The organism is Massilia sp. SYSU DXS3249, from assembly GCF_053668055.1.
In genome coordinates this window covers 124,327-142,517 of sequence record NZ_JBSIPX010000013.1, presented here as the reverse complement: position 1 = coordinate 142,517, position 18,191 = coordinate 124,327, and the positions used below count along the sequence as shown (strand labels likewise).

Annotated in this window: 20 protein-coding genes; 17 read left to right on the top strand and 3 right to left on the bottom strand. The window is 68.3% G+C overall.

Annotated elements, in window-relative coordinates:
- Window positions 1–2 precede the first annotated feature (2 nt).
- The 12 genes from ACWCIA_RS16085 to ACWCIA_RS16030 all read left to right on the top strand — a co-directional run bounded on the left by ACWCIA_RS16085 (window position 3) and on the right by ACWCIA_RS16030 (window position 11,697).
- The gene (locus tag ACWCIA_RS16085; RefSeq protein ID WP_454164850.1) at window positions 3–1,205 is read left to right on the top strand and encodes an acyl-CoA dehydrogenase family protein; all 1,203 of its coding nucleotides are present in this window, start codon (window positions 3–5) and stop codon (window positions 1,203–1,205) included.
- The gene (locus ACWCIA_RS16080) at window positions 1,205–1,594 is read left to right on the top strand and encodes a RidA family protein (RefSeq protein ID WP_454164875.1); all 390 of its coding nucleotides are present in this window, start codon (window positions 1,205–1,207) and stop codon (window positions 1,592–1,594) included. The genes ACWCIA_RS16085 and ACWCIA_RS16080 overlap by 1 nt, the downstream gene beginning before the upstream one ends.
- Window positions 1,595–1,789: 195 nt before the next feature.
- On the top strand, window positions 1,790–2,032 hold the full coding sequence (locus tag ACWCIA_RS16075) for a hypothetical protein (protein ID WP_454164848.1): 243 nt from the start codon (window positions 1,790–1,792) through the stop codon (window positions 2,030–2,032).
- Between the two features lie 18 nt (window positions 2,033–2,050).
- The gene (locus tag ACWCIA_RS16070) at window positions 2,051–2,500 is read left to right on the top strand and encodes a hypothetical protein (RefSeq protein ID WP_454164874.1); all 450 of its coding nucleotides are present in this window, start codon (window positions 2,051–2,053) and stop codon (window positions 2,498–2,500) included.
- 225 nt (window positions 2,501–2,725) lie between these two features.
- Window positions 2,726–4,939 (top strand): NADP-dependent malic enzyme, encoded by a 2,214-nt coding sequence (locus tag ACWCIA_RS16065; protein WP_454164847.1) that lies wholly within the window; start codon window positions 2,726–2,728, stop codon window positions 4,937–4,939.
- Between the two features lie 150 nt (window positions 4,940–5,089).
- On the top strand, window positions 5,090–5,419 hold the full coding sequence (locus tag ACWCIA_RS16060) for a hypothetical protein (protein ID WP_454164845.1): 330 nt from the start codon (window positions 5,090–5,092) through the stop codon (window positions 5,417–5,419).
- An 89-nt stretch (window positions 5,420–5,508) separates the two neighbouring features.
- A complete protein-coding gene (locus ACWCIA_RS16055; protein WP_454164844.1) occupies window positions 5,509–5,856 on the top strand; it encodes a hypothetical protein in 348 nt (115 codons plus the stop codon).
- Window positions 5,857–5,933: 77 nt separating this feature from the next.
- On the top strand, window positions 5,934–8,006 hold the full coding sequence (locus ACWCIA_RS16050) for a TonB-dependent siderophore receptor (RefSeq protein WP_454164842.1): 2,073 nt from the start codon (window positions 5,934–5,936) through the stop codon (window positions 8,004–8,006).
- A 12-nt stretch (window positions 8,007–8,018) separates the two neighbouring features.
- Window positions 8,019–9,161: a DUF1624 domain-containing protein gene (locus ACWCIA_RS16045; RefSeq protein ID WP_454164840.1), complete on the top strand. Its 1,143-nt coding sequence runs from the start codon at window positions 8,019–8,021 to the stop codon at window positions 9,159–9,161.
- 109 nt (window positions 9,162–9,270) lie between these two features.
- Window positions 9,271–9,459 (top strand): hypothetical protein, encoded by a 189-nt coding sequence (locus ACWCIA_RS16040; RefSeq protein WP_454164838.1) that lies wholly within the window; start codon window positions 9,271–9,273, stop codon window positions 9,457–9,459.
- 377 nt (window positions 9,460–9,836) lie between these two features.
- Window positions 9,837–10,265, top strand: a complete 429-nt coding sequence (locus tag ACWCIA_RS16035) for a post-PEP-CTERM-1 domain-containing protein (RefSeq protein WP_454164836.1) — start codon at window positions 9,837–9,839, stop codon at window positions 10,263–10,265.
- Window positions 10,252–11,697, top strand: coding sequence for a PA domain-containing protein (locus tag ACWCIA_RS16030; RefSeq protein ID WP_454164834.1), 1,446 nt, complete (start codon window positions 10,252–10,254; stop codon window positions 11,695–11,697). The genes ACWCIA_RS16035 and ACWCIA_RS16030 overlap by 14 nt, the downstream gene beginning before the upstream one ends.
- Window positions 11,698–11,761: 64 nt before the next feature.
- On the opposite strand, the gene ACWCIA_RS16025 is transcribed toward ACWCIA_RS16030, so the two are convergent.
- Entirely contained in the window at window positions 11,762–12,733 is a 972-nt protein-coding gene (locus ACWCIA_RS16025; RefSeq protein WP_454164832.1) for an IS1595 family transposase, read from the bottom strand.
- Window positions 12,734–12,853: 120 nt separating this feature from the next.
- Here ACWCIA_RS16025 and ACWCIA_RS16020 point away from each other — a divergent pair, with 120 nt between their 5' ends.
- From ACWCIA_RS16020 to ACWCIA_RS16000, 5 genes are all read left to right on the top strand, one after another.
- The gene (locus ACWCIA_RS16020; RefSeq protein WP_454164830.1) at window positions 12,854–13,501 is read left to right on the top strand and encodes an NUDIX hydrolase; all 648 of its coding nucleotides are present in this window, start codon (window positions 12,854–12,856) and stop codon (window positions 13,499–13,501) included.
- 76 nt (window positions 13,502–13,577) lie between these two features.
- Window positions 13,578–13,895 carry a hypothetical protein gene (locus ACWCIA_RS16015; RefSeq protein ID WP_454164829.1) on the top strand — a complete coding sequence of 106 codons (318 nt, stop codon included), beginning with the start codon at window positions 13,578–13,580 and terminating at the stop codon, window positions 13,893–13,895.
- A 104-nt stretch (window positions 13,896–13,999) separates the two neighbouring features.
- Window positions 14,000–15,565 carry a TerC family protein gene (locus tag ACWCIA_RS16010; protein ID WP_454164827.1) on the top strand — a complete coding sequence of 522 codons (1,566 nt, stop codon included), beginning with the start codon at window positions 14,000–14,002 and terminating at the stop codon, window positions 15,563–15,565.
- A gap of 45 nt (window positions 15,566–15,610) precedes the next feature.
- The gene (locus tag ACWCIA_RS16005; protein WP_454164825.1) at window positions 15,611–16,249 is read left to right on the top strand and encodes an exopolysaccharide biosynthesis protein; all 639 of its coding nucleotides are present in this window, start codon (window positions 15,611–15,613) and stop codon (window positions 16,247–16,249) included.
- 81 nt (window positions 16,250–16,330) lie between these two features.
- The gene (locus ACWCIA_RS16000) at window positions 16,331–17,170 is read left to right on the top strand and encodes an undecaprenyl-diphosphate phosphatase (RefSeq protein WP_454164824.1); all 840 of its coding nucleotides are present in this window, start codon (window positions 16,331–16,333) and stop codon (window positions 17,168–17,170) included.
- Here the strand turns inward: ACWCIA_RS16000 and ACWCIA_RS15995 are convergent.
- Both ACWCIA_RS15995 and ACWCIA_RS15990 read right to left on the bottom strand, forming a co-directional pair.
- A complete protein-coding gene (locus ACWCIA_RS15995) occupies window positions 17,164–17,862 on the bottom strand; it encodes an RNA polymerase sigma factor (RefSeq protein WP_454164822.1) in 699 nt (232 codons plus the stop codon). The two genes, ACWCIA_RS16000 and ACWCIA_RS15995, sit on opposite strands and share 7 nt — an antisense overlap.
- Window positions 17,863–17,873: 11 nt before the next feature.
- A complete protein-coding gene (locus ACWCIA_RS15990) occupies window positions 17,874–18,188 on the bottom strand; it encodes a cupredoxin domain-containing protein (RefSeq protein WP_454164820.1) in 315 nt (104 codons plus the stop codon).
- Between the last annotated feature and the right edge of the window lie 3 nt (window positions 18,189–18,191).

The window sequence follows — 18,191 nt, the reverse complement described above, 5'->3', positions numbered from 1 at the left end:
CCATGGCCGATACCGATTACCTGGCCTGGCCCTTCCTCGAGGGCCGCCACCGCGAGCTGGCGCAGGCGCTCGACGCCTGGGCCGCTACGCACATCCCCCGGCAGCACGAACACGACGTCGACGCCGCCTGCCGCGCCCTGGTGAAGCAGCTGGGCGAAGCCGGCTGGCTGAAGCATGCGATCGGCGGCACGGCTTACGGAGGCGCTTCCGACGCAATCGACACCCGCGCCGTCTGCCTGATCCGCGAAACCCTGGCCCGCCATTCGGGCCTGGCCGACTTCGCCTTTGCCATGCAGGGGCTCGGCAGCGGAGCGATCACGCTGTTCGGCAGCGAGGACAACAAGCGGGACTATCTGACGCGGGTCGGCCGCGGCGAGGCGATCGCCGCCTTCGCCCTGTCCGAGCCCGATGCCGGCTCCGACGTCGCCGCGATGGCGTGTTCGGCGACGCTCGAGGGCGACCACTACGTGCTCGACGGCGAAAAGACCTGGATCTCGAACGGCGGCATCGCCGACGTGTACGTCGTGTTCGCCCGTACCGGCGAGGCGCCGGGCGCGCGCGGCATCTCCGCCTTCATCGTCGACGCCGGCCTGCCCGGTTTCGAGATCGCCGAGCGGATCGACGTGATTGCGCCGCACCCGCTGGCGCGCCTGCGCTTTGCCGGGTGCCGGGTGCCGGCGTCGAAGCGCCTGGGCGAAGCGGGGCAGGGCTTCAAGGTGGCGATGGCGACCCTCGACATCTTCCGCACCTCGGTGGCCGCGGCGGCGCTCGGCTTCGCCCGCCGCGCCCTCGACGAGGCGCTGGCGCGCGCCACCGCGCGCAAGATGTTCGGCAAGACCCTGGCCGACTTCCAGCTGACCCAGGCCAAGCTGGCGCAGATGGCGACCGGCATCGACGCCGCCGCGCTCCTGACCTACCGCGCCGCCTGGCAGCGCGACCAGGGGCGGCGCGTGACGAAGGAAGCGGCGATGGCCAAGATGACGGCTACCGAGACCGCCCAGCAGGTCATCGACGCCGCCGTGCAGATGTTCGGCGGGCTGGGCGTGGTCAGCGAGCAGCCGGTCGAGCGCCTGTACCGCGAAATCCGCGCGCTGCGCATCTACGAGGGCGCGACCGAAGTGCAGCAGCTGATCATCGCGCGCGAACTGCTGGCCGGGGCCGCGGCAGCCTCCGCAGCGACACCAGGCGAACGAGGACAAACATGATGGAATTCCTGCAACCTGAAGGCTGGCCGCGGCCGCGCGGCTACGCCAACGGCATCGCCTGCTCGGGCCGGATGGTGTTCGTGAGCGGCATGGTCGGCTGGGACCGCGACGGCGTCTTCCACACCGACGATTTCGCCGGCCAGGTGCGCCAGGCGCTGGAGAACATCGTCGCGGTGCTGGCCGAAGGCGGCGCCAAGCCGGAGCACATCGTGCGCATGACCTGGTATGTGCTCGACAAGAAGGAGTACGTTGCAGCCTATCCGGCGATTGGCGCGGCCTACCGCGACCTGATCGGCCGCCACTACCCGACCATGAGCGCGGTGCAGGTGGCCGGGCTGGTCGAGGACAGGGCCAGGGTCGAGATCGAAGTGACGGCGGTCGTGCCGTAGTCTCGCAAGGTGGGGTCCCGGCCCCGCGCGTCTTGCGGAGCGGCACAACGAGGTTTCTCACCCTCAACAAGTCCTGTTGCTCGGCCGCGTCCAGACTGTAAATCCGTGTAAAAGTTCGCCGGCGAGGGTATGCCGTCTGGCTAATCTCAAATTTCGTCCTGCGTGCTCGGTGAAGATGGCAGTGAGGAGACTGCCATGACTATCCACGACGCCCAAACCGAACAGGAACGGCTTGCACAGGTGTACCGGCAATGGCACGGCGGCGGTGCGCTGCCGCGCTATGCCTGGCACCGGCCCGAGGTACTGCAGCAGAGCGCCGCGCGCGCACGCACTTTCGCCGCCATGTTCGGCCGCACGGTCGGGCACGACCTGGCGCCGCTGCGCGTGCTGGACGTCGGCTGCGGCAGCGGCAATTTCCTGCGCCAGCTCATCGACTAGGGTGCGCGGCCGGCCAACCTGACCGGCACCGAATTGCTGCCAGACCGCCTGGACGCGGCGCGCGCCGTCACCGCCGGCCAGGTGCAATGGCATCTCGGCGAGCTCGAGAGCGTCCCGGGCGGCGGTTTCGACCTGATTACGGCCCACACGGTGTTCTCGTCGGTGCTGGACGACGCGACCCGCGGCGCGCTGGCTGCCGCCATGTGGCACAAGCTGCGGCCCGGCGGCTGGTGCCTGATCTTCGATTTCCGCTACAACAATCCGCGCAATCCCCATGTGCGCAAGGTGACGCGGGCCGAACTGGCCCGGTTCTTCCCGGGCCGGGAAGCCTGCTACCGCAGCCTGTTGCTGGCGCCGCCGCTGGCGCGCCTCATGTCGCGCCTGCCTCCTCTCGTCTCCGACACCCTGGCGGCGCTCGCACCGCCGCTGCGCTCCCATTTCGTGTTCATGGCCCGCAAGGGCGACTGAACCGCCCTCCGGGCCGCGCCGCCGGCCTGTGCTGCCATGCCGCTCGCATGCCGGTGGCCCAAATCTTATCGATCGGATACGCAAATCCGGCCGCTGGTATATCCTTCCCCTTTGAGCCGCGTTCGCCTGAAGGGCGCCGCCTGCCTGCCGGTCCCGCATCCGGCGGGTCCAGGCCCGGCTGCCGGCGCCGCCGCATCCCGATCACCACAACACGCGATGGAAACCATGAGTACCGAAACCAATCTCAGCGAAGCCAAAGACACCCAGTTGCGCGCCGACGCGCTCGAATACCACCGCAGCCCGACCCGCGGCAAGATCGAAGTCGTCGCCACCAAGCCGCTGTCGAACCAGCGCGACCTGTCGCTGGCGTATTCGCCGGGCGTCGCCTATGCCTGCGAGGAGATCGCGGCCGACCCGGCGATGGCGGCCGAGTACACCTCGCGCGCCAACCTGGTCGCGGTGATCTCGAACGGCACCGCTGTTCTCGGCCTGGGCAACATCGGCCCGCTGGCCTCGAAGCCTGTCATGGAAGGCAAGGGCTGCCTGTTCAAAAAATTCGCCGGGGTCGACGTGTTCGACCTCGAACTCGACGAACTCGATCCGGACAAGCTGGTCGACGCGATCGCGATGCTGGAACCGACGGTCGGCGGCATCAACCTCGAGGACATCAAGGCGCCCGAATGCTTCTACATCGAGAAGAAGCTGCGCGAGCGCATGAACATCCCGGTCTTCCACGACGACCAGCACGGCACGGCCATCATCTCCACCGCGGCGCTGCTCAACGCCCTGAAAGTCGTGGGCAAGGACATCGGTTCCATCAAGCTGGTCGCCTCGGGCGCCGGCGCGGCGGCGATCGCCTGCCTGGACATGATGGTGCTGCTCGGCGTGAAGCGCGAGAACATCTACGTGACCGACTCCAAGGGCGTGATCTGGGCCGGCCGCGAAGCCAACATGGAAGCGAACAAGGCGCGCTATGCGCAGGACACCGACGCCCGCACGCTGGGCGACATCGTGAACGGCGCCGACGTCTTCCTGGGCTGCTCGACCGCGGGCGTGCTCACCGGCGAGATGGTCAAGACCATGGCCGACAAGCCGGTGATCCTGGCGCTGGCCAACCCGGAACCGGAGATCCGCCCGGAAGTGGCCAAGGCCGCGCGCCCGGACTGCATCGTCGCCACCGGCCGCTCGGACTATCCGAACCAGGTCAACAACGTCCTGTGCTTCCCCTACATCTTCCGCGGCGCGCTGGACTGCGGCGCGACCCGCATCACCGACGAGATGAAGCTGGCCTGCGTGACCGCGATCGCGGAACTCGCCGAAGCCGAAGCGAGCGACGTGGTGGCCTCGGCCTATGAAGGCGAGGACCTGGCCTTCGGCCCCGACTACATCATCCCGAAGCCTTTCGATCCGCGCCTGCTGGCGGCGATCGCCCCGCGCGTCGCCGAGGCGGCCGCGGCATCGGGCGTCGCGGCGCGCCCGATCACCGACATGGCGGCCTACCGCGAAAAGCTGGCCCAGCTGATCTACCACACCGGTTTCTTCATGAAGCCGGTGTTTGCCAAGGCCAAGGCCAATCCGCGCCGCGTCGCCTTCGCCGAGAGCGACGACAAGCGCGTGCTGCGCGCGGTCCAGACCGTGGTCGACGAAGGCATCGCCAAGCCGGTCCTGATCGGCGAGAAGGGCGCCATCGAACGCGCGATCCGCGACGCCGGGCTGCGCCTGCAGGCGGGCAGCGACTACACGCTGGTCGAAGGCGAGGGCAAGGGTGACGGAGATGCGACCTTGCAGGGCACGCGCCTGCTCGCAAGCGGCGAGGTCGACGCCCTCATCTGTGGCATGAAGGGCAGCTACGACAGCCACCTGCAGCACGTGAAGAACGAGATCGGCATGGCGCCGGGCGCGCCGGTGCTGGCGGCCATGAACGCGCTCGTGCTCGACAAGTACACGCTGTTCATCACCGACACCTACGTCAACGACGAGCCGAGCGCGGCGGAACTGGCCGGCATCGCCCAGCTGGCCGCGACCACCCTGCGCGAGTTCGGCCTCGAGCCGAAGGTGGCCATGCTCTCGCATTCCTCGCAGGGATCCTCGGAGCGGCCGTCGGCACGGCGCATGCGCGAAGCGCGCGCCCTGTTGAAGGAGAGCGCGCCCGAGCTGCTGGCGATCGGCGAGGTCCACGGCGACGCCGCGCTGTCGGAAGAAATCCGCGCGGTCTACGACATCGAGTCCGGCTTCAGCGGCAGCGCCAACCTGCTGGTGATGCCTTCGCTCGATGCCGCGAACATCCTGTTCAACGTGCTCAAGGTCGCAGCGGGCAAGGGCGTCACGGTCGGCCCGATCCTTTTGGGTAGCGCCAAGCCGGTGCACATCCTGAGCCCGAGCGCGACGGTGCGCCGCATCGTCAACATGACGGCGCTGGCGGTGGCCGCGGTGCGCTGATGCCCGGCTAACAGAGCGCGGCGAACAACCCCGCCTGCTTCGGCAGCCGGGGTTTTTTTTGTCCATGCGGGGAAGCGGCTTTCGGCCCTTGCCGCTCGTGGATCGGCCCGATCGGGTAAAATGGCGTTGTCGTTCCCTCAATCCCGCTGCATGCCGCGTTCCGTCGTCCTTGTCCTGCTGTCGCTGTTCCTGCTCTTTTCGCAGCAGGTGTCGGCCCTGCACGGCCTGTCGCACGTGGAAGAAGCACGCATGGCTGCGCAGGAGGGCACCGGCGCAGGCGGCAAGTCGTCCAAGGCGGCCCTGCACGACCTCTGCGCGGGCTGCGCCGCCAGCGCCCAGCTGGCGTTCGCACTGCCGGCCACGGCGTCCCGATTCGTGCCGCTCGCGCCCGGCGCCACGGCAAACCCCGCATCGACTACCCCCGACCCCTGCCGGCCTGCGGCCTGCGCCTTCCAGCCGCGCGGCCCGCCCCGGGCCTGAACACCCACAGCTCCCTGTTTTCCTGACCTGCCATGGCCCGCGAGGCCATGGCGGCGCTGTTCGTCACGTGTTCGCCCGAGGTTCGTCGTTTGACCAATTCACCTGCGCCGCCCGCCGGCGCATTCCCGGCAGCCGCCGTGCTGCCCGTCCGCCGTCGCACCATGCTGTGGCTGCTGGCGATCGTGCTTGTGCTGCAACTGCTTGGGGCAGCGCGGCACGACCACGAGCTCGCCTCGAAAGCCCAGCACTGCGTCTCCTGCATGGCGCATGCCCAGCCGCACGCGCCGCCGCCCGGCGCCGTGCTGCGCCCCGTGCCGTCCACGCCACCCGTACTGCATGCGGTGCCCGCGGCCCCTGCGCCGCTCGCCGCCGCATCCACTCCCGACTACCTGCTGCCGCCGCCGCACGCGCCGCCCGGCTTTCTGCTCGCGGCCTGAATCGCCGCTGATCGAACGCTACGGCCACGGCACAGTCCTGGCCGTGCCGACCCACATCCAACAGCAGGAAACCTGACATGCACACCCATTCCATGCGGTGCGCGGCGTTCATCGCCGGCACCATTCCTTTGACCGCGCTGGCCCAGCCCGTGCCGGACACCGTCGTCGTCACCGCCAAGCGCGCCACCTACCGCACCCTGTCGGTGGCCGGCGCCACCAAGACCGAAACCCCGCCGAAAGACCTGCCGCAAAGCGTACGCACCCTGGGCGCCGACCTGTTGCAGGACGTCGGCGTCAGCAGCCTCTCCGGCGCCCTGGAGCTGGCCAGCGGCATCGCGCGCCAGAGCGACCTGGGCGGCCTGTGGGACAGCTATGCCATGCGCGGCTTCACCGGCGACCCGAATTTCGGCTCCGACTACATGGTCAACGGCTTCAGCTCCAGCCGCGGCTACAACGGCATGCGCGACATCGCCGGCACCCAGGCCATCGAGATCCTGAAGGGACCCGCGTCCGCCCTCTACGGACGGGGAGAGCCCGGCGGCACCGTCAACATCCTCACCAGGAAGCCGCGCTTCACGCCGCATGCCGGCATCGACCTGTCGCTGGGCAGCCACCGCACGCGCCGCGTCGCCGTCGACCTCGGCGGCCCCATGACGGACAGCCTCGCCTGGCGCCTCAACGCGGCCCACGGCAGCGGCGACAGCTTCCGCGACACCGTCCACAGCGAGCGCGAATTCCTCGCGCCGTCCTTCGTTTGGCTGGCCGGCAGCGCCACCACGGTCTCGTACGAGATCGAGGCCGCGCGCCAGCGCGCCCCTTTCGATCGCGGCATCCCCGCCATCGACGGCCGGCTGGGCGAGGTGCCGCGCGGGCGCTTCCTCGGCGAGCCGGGCGACGGCCCGACCACGGTGCGCTCGCTCGGCCACCAGCTGTTCGTCCAGCACGCTCCCGGCGGCAGCTGGTCGCTGCAGGGCGGGGCGTCCTGGCGCGACAGTTCGCTGGCCGGCTACTCGAGCGACGCCAACGACCTGCTGTCCGACGGCCGCACGCTGCGCCGCCAGCGCCGCCACCGCGACTGGTCGGCCCTCGACCGATCGGCGCGCATCGAGGCCCTGGGCAAGGTCACCGCACTGGGGATGCAGCATGCGCTGCTGGCGGGCGTCGAGGCCTACCGTTTCGACGACCGGCGCGTGCAGATGCGGCGCAATCCCTCGGCCGCCACGCCCTACGCGATCGACGTCTTCGCACCCGTGTATGGCGCCACTGCCGCGCCGCTCGCGCTGTCGATCGACACCGAGGAGCACCAGCGCGCCAGCGCCGTGTACGCGCAGGACCAGGTGACGCTGGGGCCGCGCTGGAAGGCCTTGGCCGGGGTGAGGGCGGACCGCTATCGCCAGACGGTGGGCAACCGCCGCACCGGCGCCGTCAACCACCAGGAGCTGAGCGCAACCAGTCCGCGCGCCGGCCTGGTCTACCAGCCGAGCGACACCGTCTCGCTCTACGCCAGCACCGCGCGCGGCTTCCGTCCGAACAGCGGCATCGGCATCGACAACCAGGCCTTCCCGGCCGAGGAAAGCCGCTCCCACGAGATCGGCATCAAGCACGAGGCGCCGCGGGGGCTGGCGGGCACCCTGGCCCTCTACCGCATCGAGAAAAAGAACGTGCTGACGCCGAACCCGGCCAACACGGATTTCTCCCTCCCGGCGGGCGAGGTGGCCAGCCGCGGCGTCGAGCTCGACGTCTCCGGCGAGCTGCGCCGCGGCCTGCGGCTGTCCGGCGCCTATGCCTGGACCGACGCGCGCGTGACCCGCGGCGACAACACCATCCGTACCGGCAGCCGCTTCCCGAACGTGCCGCGCCACGGCGCCAGCCTGCTGCTGGTGGCCGGCGACGCGCGCGCCTCGGCCGGCGCAGGTGTCGCCTACGTGGGCGAGCGTTTCGGCGACGTCGCCGCCTCGAGCGGCTTCCGCCTGCCGGGCTACACGACGGTGCGCCTGCTCGCCTCATACCGGGCGAACCGCCACTGGCGCCTGGCGCTGAACGTGGAGAACCTGTTCGACCGCAGCTATTACGCCAGTTCCTACAGCCAGCTGTGGGTTGCGCCCGGCAGCGGGCGGACCATCACCGCGACCCTGTCGTACCAGTTGTAAGAGAGGACCAGCATGACCCATACCATGTCAAGCACCAGCAAGCGCATCGCATCCATCGACGTGGCCCGCGGCCTGGTGATGCTGCTGATGACGGTCGACCATGTGCGCGAGACCTTCTTCCTGCAGCACCAGGTGAGCGACCCGATGGACGTGGCCAGCGTCGACCCGGCGCTGTTCTTCACCCGCCTGTCGGCCCACTTCTGCGCGCCGCTGTTCGTGTTCCTGACCGGGCTGTCGGCCTGGCTGTACGCGCACCCGCCCGGCGGCACGCGCGACGCGACCGGATTCCTCGTCAAGCGCGGGCTGCTGCTGATCGGCCTCGAAATCGTCGTCATCAACTTCGCCTGGACCGGCAGCTTCACGCCGGCGACCCTTTACCTGCAGGTGATGTGGGCCATCGGTCTCGCCATGCTGGCGCTGGCGCTGCTGCACCGCCTGCCGCTAGCGGTGCTGGCGCTGCTCGGCGGGCTGATCGTCGGCGGGCACAACGCGCTCGCCGGCCTGTCCTTCGAACCGGGGACCCTGGCGGCGCACGCGTGGACGGTGCTCGAGCAGCGCGGCTACCTGCTGCAGGAGCCGCTGCAAGTGAAGATCAGCTACCCGGTGCTGGCCTGGATCGGCGTGATCCTGCTGGGCTATGCCTGCGGGCCGCTGTTCGCGCGCAGCGTCGCTCCGGAATTCCGCCGGCGCCGGCTGGTGCTGGGAGGCGTCGCCTGCCTGGTGCTGCTGGTGCTGCTGCGGGCGGCGAACGTGTACGGCGAACCGGTGCCGTGGGCGCCCCAGGCCGACCTGCTGCGCACCACGATGTCCTTCCTGAACTTCACCAAGTATCCGCCTTCGCTCGATTTCCTCCTGCTGACGCTGGGCTGCGGTTTGCTGGCGCTGGCCTGGTTCGAGACACGCGAGTCGAGAGTCACTCGCGTCGTCGCCGTGTTCGGCGGAGCGCCGCTGTTCTTCTACCTGCTGCACCTGTACGCGCTGCTGGCGCTGCAGCGGCTGGCGGCGTGGCTGTTCGACGTGCAGCGCGCCGATGTCGCGGAGGTGTGGCAGGTGTGGGCGATCGCGGCGCTGCTGTCAGTCGCGCTGTACTGGCCGACGCGGCGTTTCGGGCAGTACAAGCGCCAGAGCGGGAAGGGGTGGGTAAAGTATTTCTGACAAGGATTAAGAGATATTCCGATTGTGAATGGCCTTCATCATGTAAATCAATTTGATTTCTATCTCGCAGGCCTCATACTGATCACATCAGACCACGAGCGAGGACATCATGACGACCAAGACCACAGCATCCCTTTCCACTTCCAGCGCACTGGGCACCGCCATCGCGCGCGTGAAAGCCTGGTTCCATGGTGACTCCGGCAACAGCGACGTCTGGCAGCTGTACCGCATGTCGCGCGGTTCGGACTCGATCCGTCCCGCCGTGATCCGCAAGCTGGCTGCGCACGCCGCCCGCTAAGCGGTTCGCAGCGAAAGCAAGAAGCCCCGCCCCGAGCGGGGCTTTTTTTCGCCTGCACCCTACTGAGGGCGTCGTCCGTAGGGTGTGTTCCCGACTCCACGCGTGCACGCATACCTCAGGCCGCCGCCCCTGTCTACTATCGGTCAACAAAAAACTGTTAACGCGGCAGTAACGCAACATGACACAAATGCAAACGTGCTGTGGATTTTCAGAGGAGAATGCAAACAATCTATGCTACTTTGAGCGCATAACCATATAAAATGTTCTACCAAGCTGTGCAATTTTTTTGCCGTCGAGGATATAGTTGGTCACACCCGCCACCCAAGAGCGGCAAGAAAAGACGTATCGATCACTATTATTCCGAGAGACAACCCAACATGCACAAGCCAGTATTTGCACTGCGCAGCGTGGTCGCCCTGACGGCGCTGGCGCTCGCCGGTTCGGCCTTCGCTGCCGGACAGGAAGGCCAGACCGCCTCCAAGGACCCGCGCACCGGCAAGCTCCGCAACGCCACCGCCGCCGAAGCCCGACAGCTGAACGAACTGCGCGCCGCCGACCGCGCCGCCCAGAAAGCCGCCCGCCAGGCCGCCGGCCTGCCGGAAGCGGGCGTCGTGCGCCTGCAGCAGAACGGCGTCGTGGCTGCCCACGTCGACGAAGAGTCCGTGATGTATTCGGTGATGCGCCGCAACGCCGACGGCACGCTGGAACACGATTGCGTCCACGGCAAGACCGCCGCCGATTCTTCCTTGACCCACAGCCACCCGGTTTCCACGCAAGCGAAGGAGCACCAGAATGAAGTCCAATAAGCTCCCGCGCCTGACCCAGGCAGCTGCCGTCCTGGCACTCGCACTCGGCGCCATGGGCACCGCCCAGGCGGCTGCGACCATCGTCATCAACAACCTGAACGGGCCCGGCGTCGGCTTCAACGACCCGACCCCGGCCACGCCGGTCGGCGGAAACACCGGCACCACGCTCGGCCAGCAGCGCCTGATCGCCTTCACCCACGCGGCCAACATCTGGGGCGCGACCCTGACCTCGTCGGTACCAATCGTCATCAACGCGCAGTTCACCCCGCTTTCCTGCACCGCCACCAGCGCCGTGCTCGGCAGCGCCGGCGCGACCCAGGTCTTCGCCAATTTCCCTGGCGCGCAAAAGACCAACACCTGGTACTCCTACGCCCTGGCCAACAAGCTGAACGGCAAGGAAATCTCGGACACCCCGGGCGGCCAGATCAATGCCCGCTTCAACTCCGAACTGGGCAAGCCGAACTGCCTGGCAGGCAGCGGCTTCTATTTCGGCCTGGACGCCAACGAAGGCAGCGGCATCGACTTCGTCGCCACCCTGCTGCACGAAATGGGCCACGGCCTGGGCTTCCAGACCTTCACCAACGGCCTCACCGGCGCCCGCCTCGGCGGCGCGACCGGCTACCCGTCGGTATGGGATCATAACCTGCTCGACAACACCACGGGCAAGCTGTGGGTCGACATGACCGCCGCCGAACGCGCCGCTTCCGCGCTCAAGCCGGCCGGCCTGTCCTGGACCGGCGCCCGCGTGACCGCGGCCGTGCCGTCGGTGCTGACCGCGACCGGCCAGCTGCGCATCATCGGCGCCGGCGCCGGTTCGCCGGCCGGCGACATGTATGCGATCGGCGAAGCCGATTTCGGTCCGAAGCTGGACAAGTCGCCGCTGACCGGCCAGGTCGGCGTGGTCGCCCTGCAGGCGGACAGCCCGGGTTCGGCGTGCACGCCGTTCGATGCCGCGAACGCGGCGGCGGTGCGCCGCAAGATCGCCCTGGTCAGCCGCGGCACCTGCGGCTTCACCGTCAAGGTCAAGAACGCACAGGACGCGGGCGCCATCGGCGTGATCGTGGCCGACAACGCACCGGGCGCCGTGACCGGCCTGGGCGGTGCCGACCCGAGCATCCTGATTCCGGCAGTGCGCGTGACGCAGGCCGACGGCGCCCTGATCGCCGCCAGCGTGGCCAAGGCCAACGGCAACGTGGCCGGCACCGTCGCCAAGTTCGAACGCTCCAAGACTTCGTACTCGGGCGCCGACGCGCAGGGCCGCATCACGATGTTCACGCCGAACCCTTACCAGTCGGGCTCGTCGGTGTCGCACTACAACACGACCGCGACCCGCAACCAGCTGATGGAACCGTCGATCTCGTCCGACCTGAGCCACTCGGTCACGGCGCCGGTCGACCTGACCATGGAACTGTTCAAGGACATCGGCTGGTAATACCTGCCGCAGTCCCACACGAAACCGCCTGTTCGCAGGCGGTTTTTTTATGGCGCTGTTCGCGTTAAGTGTGGAATAGCGCCTGACGCCCTATGCCGAGGGCTGCGCGCAGCAGAGCGTCCGGCGTAGCCAGGCGTTTGCCGTCGAGCGCCCATCGCCAGCCGAGGTAGTTCTGCAGGTAGCGGCTGGCGACGCCCCGGAAGGGCTGCAGCCAGCTGCGGAGTCGGCTGTGATAGGCGTTGACGTTTTGCACGTGCACGGCGCCGCGCATCCGGATTCCCGCGCGGACATTGACCGCCTCGTGGCTGATGCCGGCTTCCATCGCGAAGGCGCGGTAGGCCTTATGGGCGTCGGTTACCAGCAGCACATCGGGTTCGAGCCGGGTTTTGAGGTGTTCGTGCAATTGTGCGCACGTCACCGCTCCCTTGCCAGGCACCCAGTCGAGCGTCTGGCCGCTGCGGTCGCGTGCGACCAGGATGCACATCTGCTCGCTGGAAACGCCGCGCTTTATTGCTTTACCGCCGCGTTTGCGTGGCGCGCGCGTTAGCGTGCGCGATCCCTTGTGCGATTCGAGCAAATACATTTCGTCGGCCTCGGCGATGCCGGACAGGCGCTTTGCCCGGTCGTTCTTGCTGAGCGCCAAAAAACGGTGGCGCCAACGAAAGGTGGTGGCGCTGGCCACGCCAAGCTCGGCGGCGGACCGGCGAACGCTGTGCGAATCAAGCATGCCGTCCAGATAGTCGAGCCAGCACCTCTTGTACCGCAGGCGCGCCAAGGGCGTGCCGCTGAGGCAATTGCACGTGCGCGCGCAAGCGCGGCAGCGATAGCGCTGCAAGCCGTTGGCGCGGCCATGCTTGTAGAGGCGGTCCGAGCCGCAGCCCGGGCAAGTCAACTGCTGGGCGGCTTGGTCTTCGATGAGGTCGACGACCCGGTCGAGGGCCGCCGCCGGCATCAGCAGGCCGAGCAGGCGTTCGCGCTGGCGCCGAGTCAACGCCGGGACATGTTTTAAGAAGTGCTCGAACGTGCGTGCTTGCATGCGGCCTCCGGCTGAGTAGGGTCCGGTTTGACCTCAGCAGTGCCAGAAGATTCCACACTTAATGCGAACAGCGCCTTTTTTATTTAGGATGACGCCATCCCGAACCAACAGACAGCGAATATGCGCGACACCCCGACCTACCATTCCTGCCTCGACGAGCACGGGCGCAAGCACCTGATCGTGTCGCCTTCCCGCGAGCGTAACCTGGACCGGCTGGCCGATCCGCAAGCCGACGTCACCTTCATCCCGGGCAGCGTATGTGCCAATGTGCTCAACGGCGTGGTGCTGGCCGACTGTCCGCCCTCCGAACTCGAGCACGCGCTGTGGCGGGCCGATGCGGAGCCGCTCGACGAGCCTCCCTACCTGCTGCCGCCCGGCAGGCAGGCAGCAGGCGGGGCCGTCGTGATCGAGCCGGACGGCCGGCTCTGGCTGGTCGCGCCCTCGAACGCCTACGGCGGCTACCAGGCGACTTTCCCCAAGGGACGCGTGAGCCACGGCGTGTCGCTTCAGGCTACCGCGATCAGGGAGGTGTGGGAAGAATCCGGCCTGCGGGTGCGCCTGACGGGCTTTCTCGGCGACTTCAGCCGCACCCAGACCTGGACCCGCTTTTACCTGGCGCAACGGACCGGCGGCCATCCGGGCGCCATGGGCTGGGAATCGCAGGCGGTGCACCTGGCCACCCTGGACGAGGCGCGCCGGCTGTTGAACCGCAGCACTGACCAGGCCGTACTGGACGCACTCGCCGCACTTGCCGGACGCCGGACCTGAGCCGCCGCAGCCTGCCCGGCGCGGGTTGCCGAAATTGACATGCTATACTGGGCCCGTTCCGTTTCCCGGCATACGTATGCGACGATTACTCGTCATTTTCCTGATCCTGCTGTTCCCCCTGAATGTCCTCGCGCTGTCCCTGTCCGCATCCTCGGTGCAGCAGGAGTGCCCGGCGCAACACGCCTTGTCCCTGGAAGCCGGCGCCGCCGATGCCCAGGGCGGCGGCGACATCGACCCCGACGAGCCGCCGGCCAGCGGCGACTTCCACGAGACCGTCGAAGCCCACAGCCGCCTGCATTTCGCCGTCCAGCCCGGCTGGTCGGCGGCGCCGTATGCGCCGCCCATCCACGGCCATCCTTCGTTCGCACCCATCAAGCCACCGCCCAGGGGCTGAGCATTTTCCGGCAACGGATTAACCCCCTGTGCGTCCTGCACCCCATACCGGCCACGCGCCTGCGTGCAGGAACTGAAGCTGCAACAATTAAATGAGGTAATACGATGGAATGGCTGTTCGACCCGACGATCTGGGTGGGTTTATTGACATTGGTGGTGCTGGAAATCGTGCTGGGGATCGACAACCTGATCTTCATCGCGATCCTGGCCGACAAGCTGCCGCCGCACCAGCGCGACAAGGCCCGCCTGCTCGGCCTGTCGCTGGCGATGGCGATGCGCCTCGGCCTGCTGACGATCGTGTCCTGGCTCGTGACGCTCACGACTCCGCTGTTTTCGCTCGGCGCGCTGGACTTTTCCGGGCGCGACCTGATCCTGCTCGTGGGCGGCCTGTTCCTGCTGTTCAAGGCGACCATGGAATTGCACGAACGCCTGGAAGGGGTGGTGCACACCCAGTCGGCGTCGAAGGGCTACGCTTCATTCGGCGCCGTGGTGGCCCAGATCGTGGTGCTCGACGCCGTGTTCTCGCTCGACGCCGTGATCACCGCGGTCGGCATGGTCGACGAGCTGGGCGTCATGATGGCGGCCGTGGTCATCTCGATCGGCGTGATGATCCTGGCCTCCAAGCCGCTGACCCGTTTCGTCAATGCCCATCCGACCGTCGTCGTGCTGTGCCTGAGCTTCCTGCTGATGATCGGCCTCTCCCTGGTGGCCGAAGGCCTGGGCTTCCACATCCCGAAAGGTTACCTGTACGCGGCGATCGGTTTCTCGATCCTGATCGAGACCCTGAACCAGTTTGCGCGCCGCAATTTCCTGAAGAACGAGGCGCGCCTGCCTTTCCGGGACCGGACGGCGGACACGGTGCTGCGCCTGCTCGGCAGCAAAACGCGCGACGAGGCGTCGGACGAGGGGCGGGGCGAACAAGCGGATGACGAGGCCTTTGCCGTCGAGGAACGCAACATGGTGAGCGGCGTGCTGGCCCTGGCCGACCGCTCGATCCGCTCGGTCATGACACCACGCTCGGAAATGTCCTGGGTCAATCTGGAAGACGATGCCGGCCAGATACTGGGGCAGCTGCAGGCGACGCCGCACAGCCTGATGCCGGTCTGCCGCGGCGAGATCGACAACGTCGTCGGCATTGCCCGTACCAAGGACATGATCGGCGACCTGCTGCTGCGCGGCCGCATCGACGAGTCGCTTGATTCCGGCACGCTGCGTGCGCCGATTGTCTTCCCGGAAACGGCAGGCGTGCTGAAGGCGATGGAAACGCTCAAGCGCGCGCGCGGGCAACTGGTGCTGGTGGCCGACGAATTCGGCAGCGTGCGGGGCTTGTTGACGCCGGTCGATATACTCGAGGCGATCGCCGGCGAATTCCCGGACGAGGACGAGCAGCCGGCGGTGCAGGCGCTGGCGCCGGGGCTGTGGCAGGTGGACGGCACGGCCGACCTGCACCAGCTCGAGCAGGTGCTCGACACGAGCGGGCTGGTGGGCGAGGACGACGACTACACCTCGCTGGCCGGCTTCCTGCTGGCGCACTTCGAGACCCTGCCGGCCGCCGGCCAGGCCTTCGAGCGCGATGGCTTGCGCTACGAGATCCTCGCGGTCGAGGACAGGCGCATCGCCAAGGTGGCGATCCGCCGGGTCGACCCGGCCGGGGCGATGCAGGCCTCGTGATGCGCTGCTGCGGCGAAAGCCGCCATGTCGACAAGGATGGAGTGTATGAACTATGAGTTGAAGGAGATGCCGGAGGCCCCCGAGGGACTGTCGCTGTCGGACATGCTCCAGCGCCTGGCCGACGAAGGCGACAGCGAGCGCATTTCGATCGGCGACCTGGTGGCGGCCCTGGGCGACCGGGCGCTGGGGGCGCTGCTGTTCATTTTCGCCTTCCCGAACGCGCTGCCGGCCCTGCCGGGCACCTCGGCCATCCTCGGCGCGCCGCTGGTCTTCCTGGCGGCGCAACTGGCGCTGGGCCTGAATCCCTGGCTGCCGGGCTTCATCGCCCGCCGTTCGGTCGCGCGCAAGGATTTCCAGTCGCTCATTGGGCGCATGCGCCCCTGGCTGCAGCGCGCCGAACGCATGCTGCGCCCACGCGCCAGCGCCCTGGCCCTGCCGCCGATGGAGTACGTGGTGGGCCTGATCTGCTTCCTGCTGGCCATCGTCGTCCTGTTGCCCATCCCGCTGGGCAATATGCTGCCGGCACTGTCGATCAGCCTGCTGGCCCTGGGCATCCTCGAGCGCGACGGCTACTGGATCGTCGCCGGCCTGGCGGCCGCGGCCGGGGCCACGGTGCTCGTCTCGGGCGTGATCCTGGGCCTGGTCAAGGGCGCGCTCTTCATGGGTGCGCGCTATTTTTCATAAATTCTTTCGCCTGGCCGAGGGGGCAGCCGGCTGGCGCGTCCCGGCGGCCGCGCGTCGTTCACATCGCAAGGCTGTACAAGCATGAACACGTCTATCGGATGGCTGGAAGCGGCCGTGCTGGGCCTGGTCCAGGGCCTGACCGAATTCCTCCCCATCTCCTCCAGCGCCCACCTGCGCATCATCGGGCCGCTGCTGCCCTCGGGCATGGACCCGGGCGCCGCCTTTACCGCGATCACCCAGATCGGCACCGAACTGGCCGTCCTGCTTTACTTCCGCCACGACATCGCCCGCATCGCGCTGGCCTGGCTGCGCGCGCCCCTCAACCCGGCGGACGGGCAGCGCGCCGACGTGCGCCTGGGCTGGCTGGTGATCGTCGGCTCGCTGCCGATCGCGGTGCTGGGCCTGCTGTTCCAGGACGCCATCGAAACGCACCTGCGCAACCTCTACCTGACCGCCGCCATGCTGGTCGTGTTCGGCTTGCTGCTTGGCCTGGCCGAGCATGTGGGCAAGCACGAGCGCAAGCTGGACCAGATGTCCTGGGGCCATGGCATCCTGTTCGGGCTGGCCCAGGCGATGGCGCTGATCCCGGGCGTGTCGCGCTCGGGCGGCACCATCACCGCCGGCCTGCTGATGGGTTATACGCGCGAGGCGGCGGCCCGCTACTCCTTCCTGCTGGCGATTCCCGCGGTGATGGCCTCCGGCCTCTACCAGCTGTGGAAGAGCTGGGGCGTCGCCGGCCCGGTGGGCGCGGGGCCGACGGCGCTGGCCACCGTGGTTGCCTTCGGGGTCGGCTACGGCGTGATCGTGGTGTTCCTGCGCATCGTCAGCAGCCGCGGCTTCTGGCCCTTCGTCGGCTACCGGATCGTGCTGGGGCTGGCCTTGCTGGGCATGCTGGCCGCGGGCCGCCTCGCTCCTTACTGAGGCGTTGGCGGCGGCAGCCGCGCCAGCACGCTTGCGACGATCCGGTCGCAGCGCGTGCCGTCGAAGGAGAAGGCCGAGGCGACCGCGAGGTCGAAGTCGCGCGCCAGCGCTTCGCGCAGGGCGCCGCGGGCGCGGAAATACTGGCTGCGCACGGTCGCTTCGGGGATGCCGAGGGCGGCCGCCGTTTCCTGCACCGACAGGTCTTCGATGGCGCGCAGGACGAACACGGTGCGCAGCTGGCCGGGCAGGGCGTCGATGCGCGCTTCGATCAGGCGCCGCGCCTGGCTGCGCAGGGCGGCGCTTTCGGGTGACTCCTGCGGCTCGGCCGTATTGGCCGGATCATTGTCGTCCCTATCGCTGTCGACGCCCGGCACCAGGGCGACGATGTCGGCGCGGCGGCGCGCGGTGCGCAGGCGGCCGCTGGCTTCGTTGACGACGATGCGCGTCAGCCAGGTCGCCAGGCTGGCGTCGCCGCGGAAGTCGGCGATCTTGCGGTAGGCCAGCAGGTAGGATTCCTGGACGACGTCCTCGGCCTCGGCATCGTCGCGCACGATGCTGCGCGCGGTCCGGTACAGCGCCTGGTTGTGGCGCCGCATCAGCACTTCGAACGCGCCTGCGTCGCCGGCCGCCACCATGGCGGCCAGTTCGGGATCGCTTGCGTGTCGCGGGTCCGGCTTGCTGCGCGCCTCCATCGGCCTCTCCTTTATTTGACGACCAGCGTTCCCGTCATCGTGCGGTGCAGCGTGCACAAATACGGGTAGCGGCCGGGCTTCGACGCCTTGTAGGTCCAGGTGGCGCCGGCGGCGATGGCCGGCGAATCCGGGCCGCCGGCGCTGCCGGTGGCCGTATGCGGAAACGGATCCCTGTTGCGCCAGATGACGGTATCGCCGGCCTTCACCTCCAGATTCTGGGGGATAAAGCGCATGCCATCAATCAGGACCGTGTGCACGGCGGCCGCCGCCTGCGCGCTTGGCAGTAGAAGCGCCGAGACCAGTACGGCCTGCATCACCCTGGCCATCGT

Excerpts from the sequence above, each read along its gene's own strand:
- ACWCIA_RS16000 (WP_454164824.1), top strand. The coding sequence starts at position 16,331 with ATGAACACGTCTATCGGATGGCTGGAAGCGGCCGTGCTGGGCCTGGTC.
- ACWCIA_RS16080 (WP_454164875.1), top strand. The coding sequence starts at position 1,205 with ATGGAATTCCTGCAACCTGAAGGCTGGCCGCGGCCGCGCGGCTACGCC.
- ACWCIA_RS16025 (WP_454164832.1), bottom strand. The coding sequence starts at position 12,733 with ATGCAAGCACGCACGTTCGAGCACTTCTTAAAACATGTCCCGGCGTTG.
- ACWCIA_RS16030 (WP_454164834.1), top strand. The coding sequence starts at position 10,252 with ATGAAGTCCAATAAGCTCCCGCGCCTGACCCAGGCAGCTGCCGTCCTG.
- ACWCIA_RS16005 (WP_454164825.1), top strand. The coding sequence starts at position 15,611 with ATGAACTATGAGTTGAAGGAGATGCCGGAGGCCCCCGAGGGACTGTCG.
- ACWCIA_RS15995 (WP_454164822.1), bottom strand. The coding sequence starts at position 17,862 with ATGGAGGCGCGCAGCAAGCCGGACCCGCGACACGCAAGCGATCCCGAA.
- ACWCIA_RS16060 (WP_454164845.1), top strand. The coding sequence starts at position 5,090 with ATGCCGCGTTCCGTCGTCCTTGTCCTGCTGTCGCTGTTCCTGCTCTTT.
- ACWCIA_RS16015 (WP_454164829.1), top strand. The coding sequence starts at position 13,578 with ATGCGACGATTACTCGTCATTTTCCTGATCCTGCTGTTCCCCCTGAAT.
- ACWCIA_RS16050 (WP_454164842.1), top strand. The coding sequence starts at position 5,934 with ATGCACACCCATTCCATGCGGTGCGCGGCGTTCATCGCCGGCACCATT.
- ACWCIA_RS15990 (WP_454164820.1), bottom strand. The coding sequence starts at position 18,188 with ATGGCCAGGGTGATGCAGGCCGTACTGGTCTCGGCGCTTCTACTGCCA.
- ACWCIA_RS16040 (WP_454164838.1), top strand. The coding sequence starts at position 9,271 with ATGACGACCAAGACCACAGCATCCCTTTCCACTTCCAGCGCACTGGGC.
- ACWCIA_RS16085 (WP_454164850.1), top strand. The coding sequence starts at position 3 with ATGGCCGATACCGATTACCTGGCCTGGCCCTTCCTCGAGGGCCGCCAC.
- ACWCIA_RS16045 (WP_454164840.1), top strand. The coding sequence starts at position 8,019 with ATGACCCATACCATGTCAAGCACCAGCAAGCGCATCGCATCCATCGAC.
- ACWCIA_RS16010 (WP_454164827.1), top strand. The coding sequence starts at position 14,000 with ATGGAATGGCTGTTCGACCCGACGATCTGGGTGGGTTTATTGACATTG.
- ACWCIA_RS16035 (WP_454164836.1), top strand. The coding sequence starts at position 9,837 with ATGCACAAGCCAGTATTTGCACTGCGCAGCGTGGTCGCCCTGACGGCG.
- ACWCIA_RS16065 (WP_454164847.1), top strand. The coding sequence starts at position 2,726 with ATGAGTACCGAAACCAATCTCAGCGAAGCCAAAGACACCCAGTTGCGC.
- ACWCIA_RS16075 (WP_454164848.1), top strand. The coding sequence starts at position 1,790 with ATGACTATCCACGACGCCCAAACCGAACAGGAACGGCTTGCACAGGTG.
- ACWCIA_RS16020 (WP_454164830.1), top strand. The coding sequence starts at position 12,854 with ATGCGCGACACCCCGACCTACCATTCCTGCCTCGACGAGCACGGGCGC.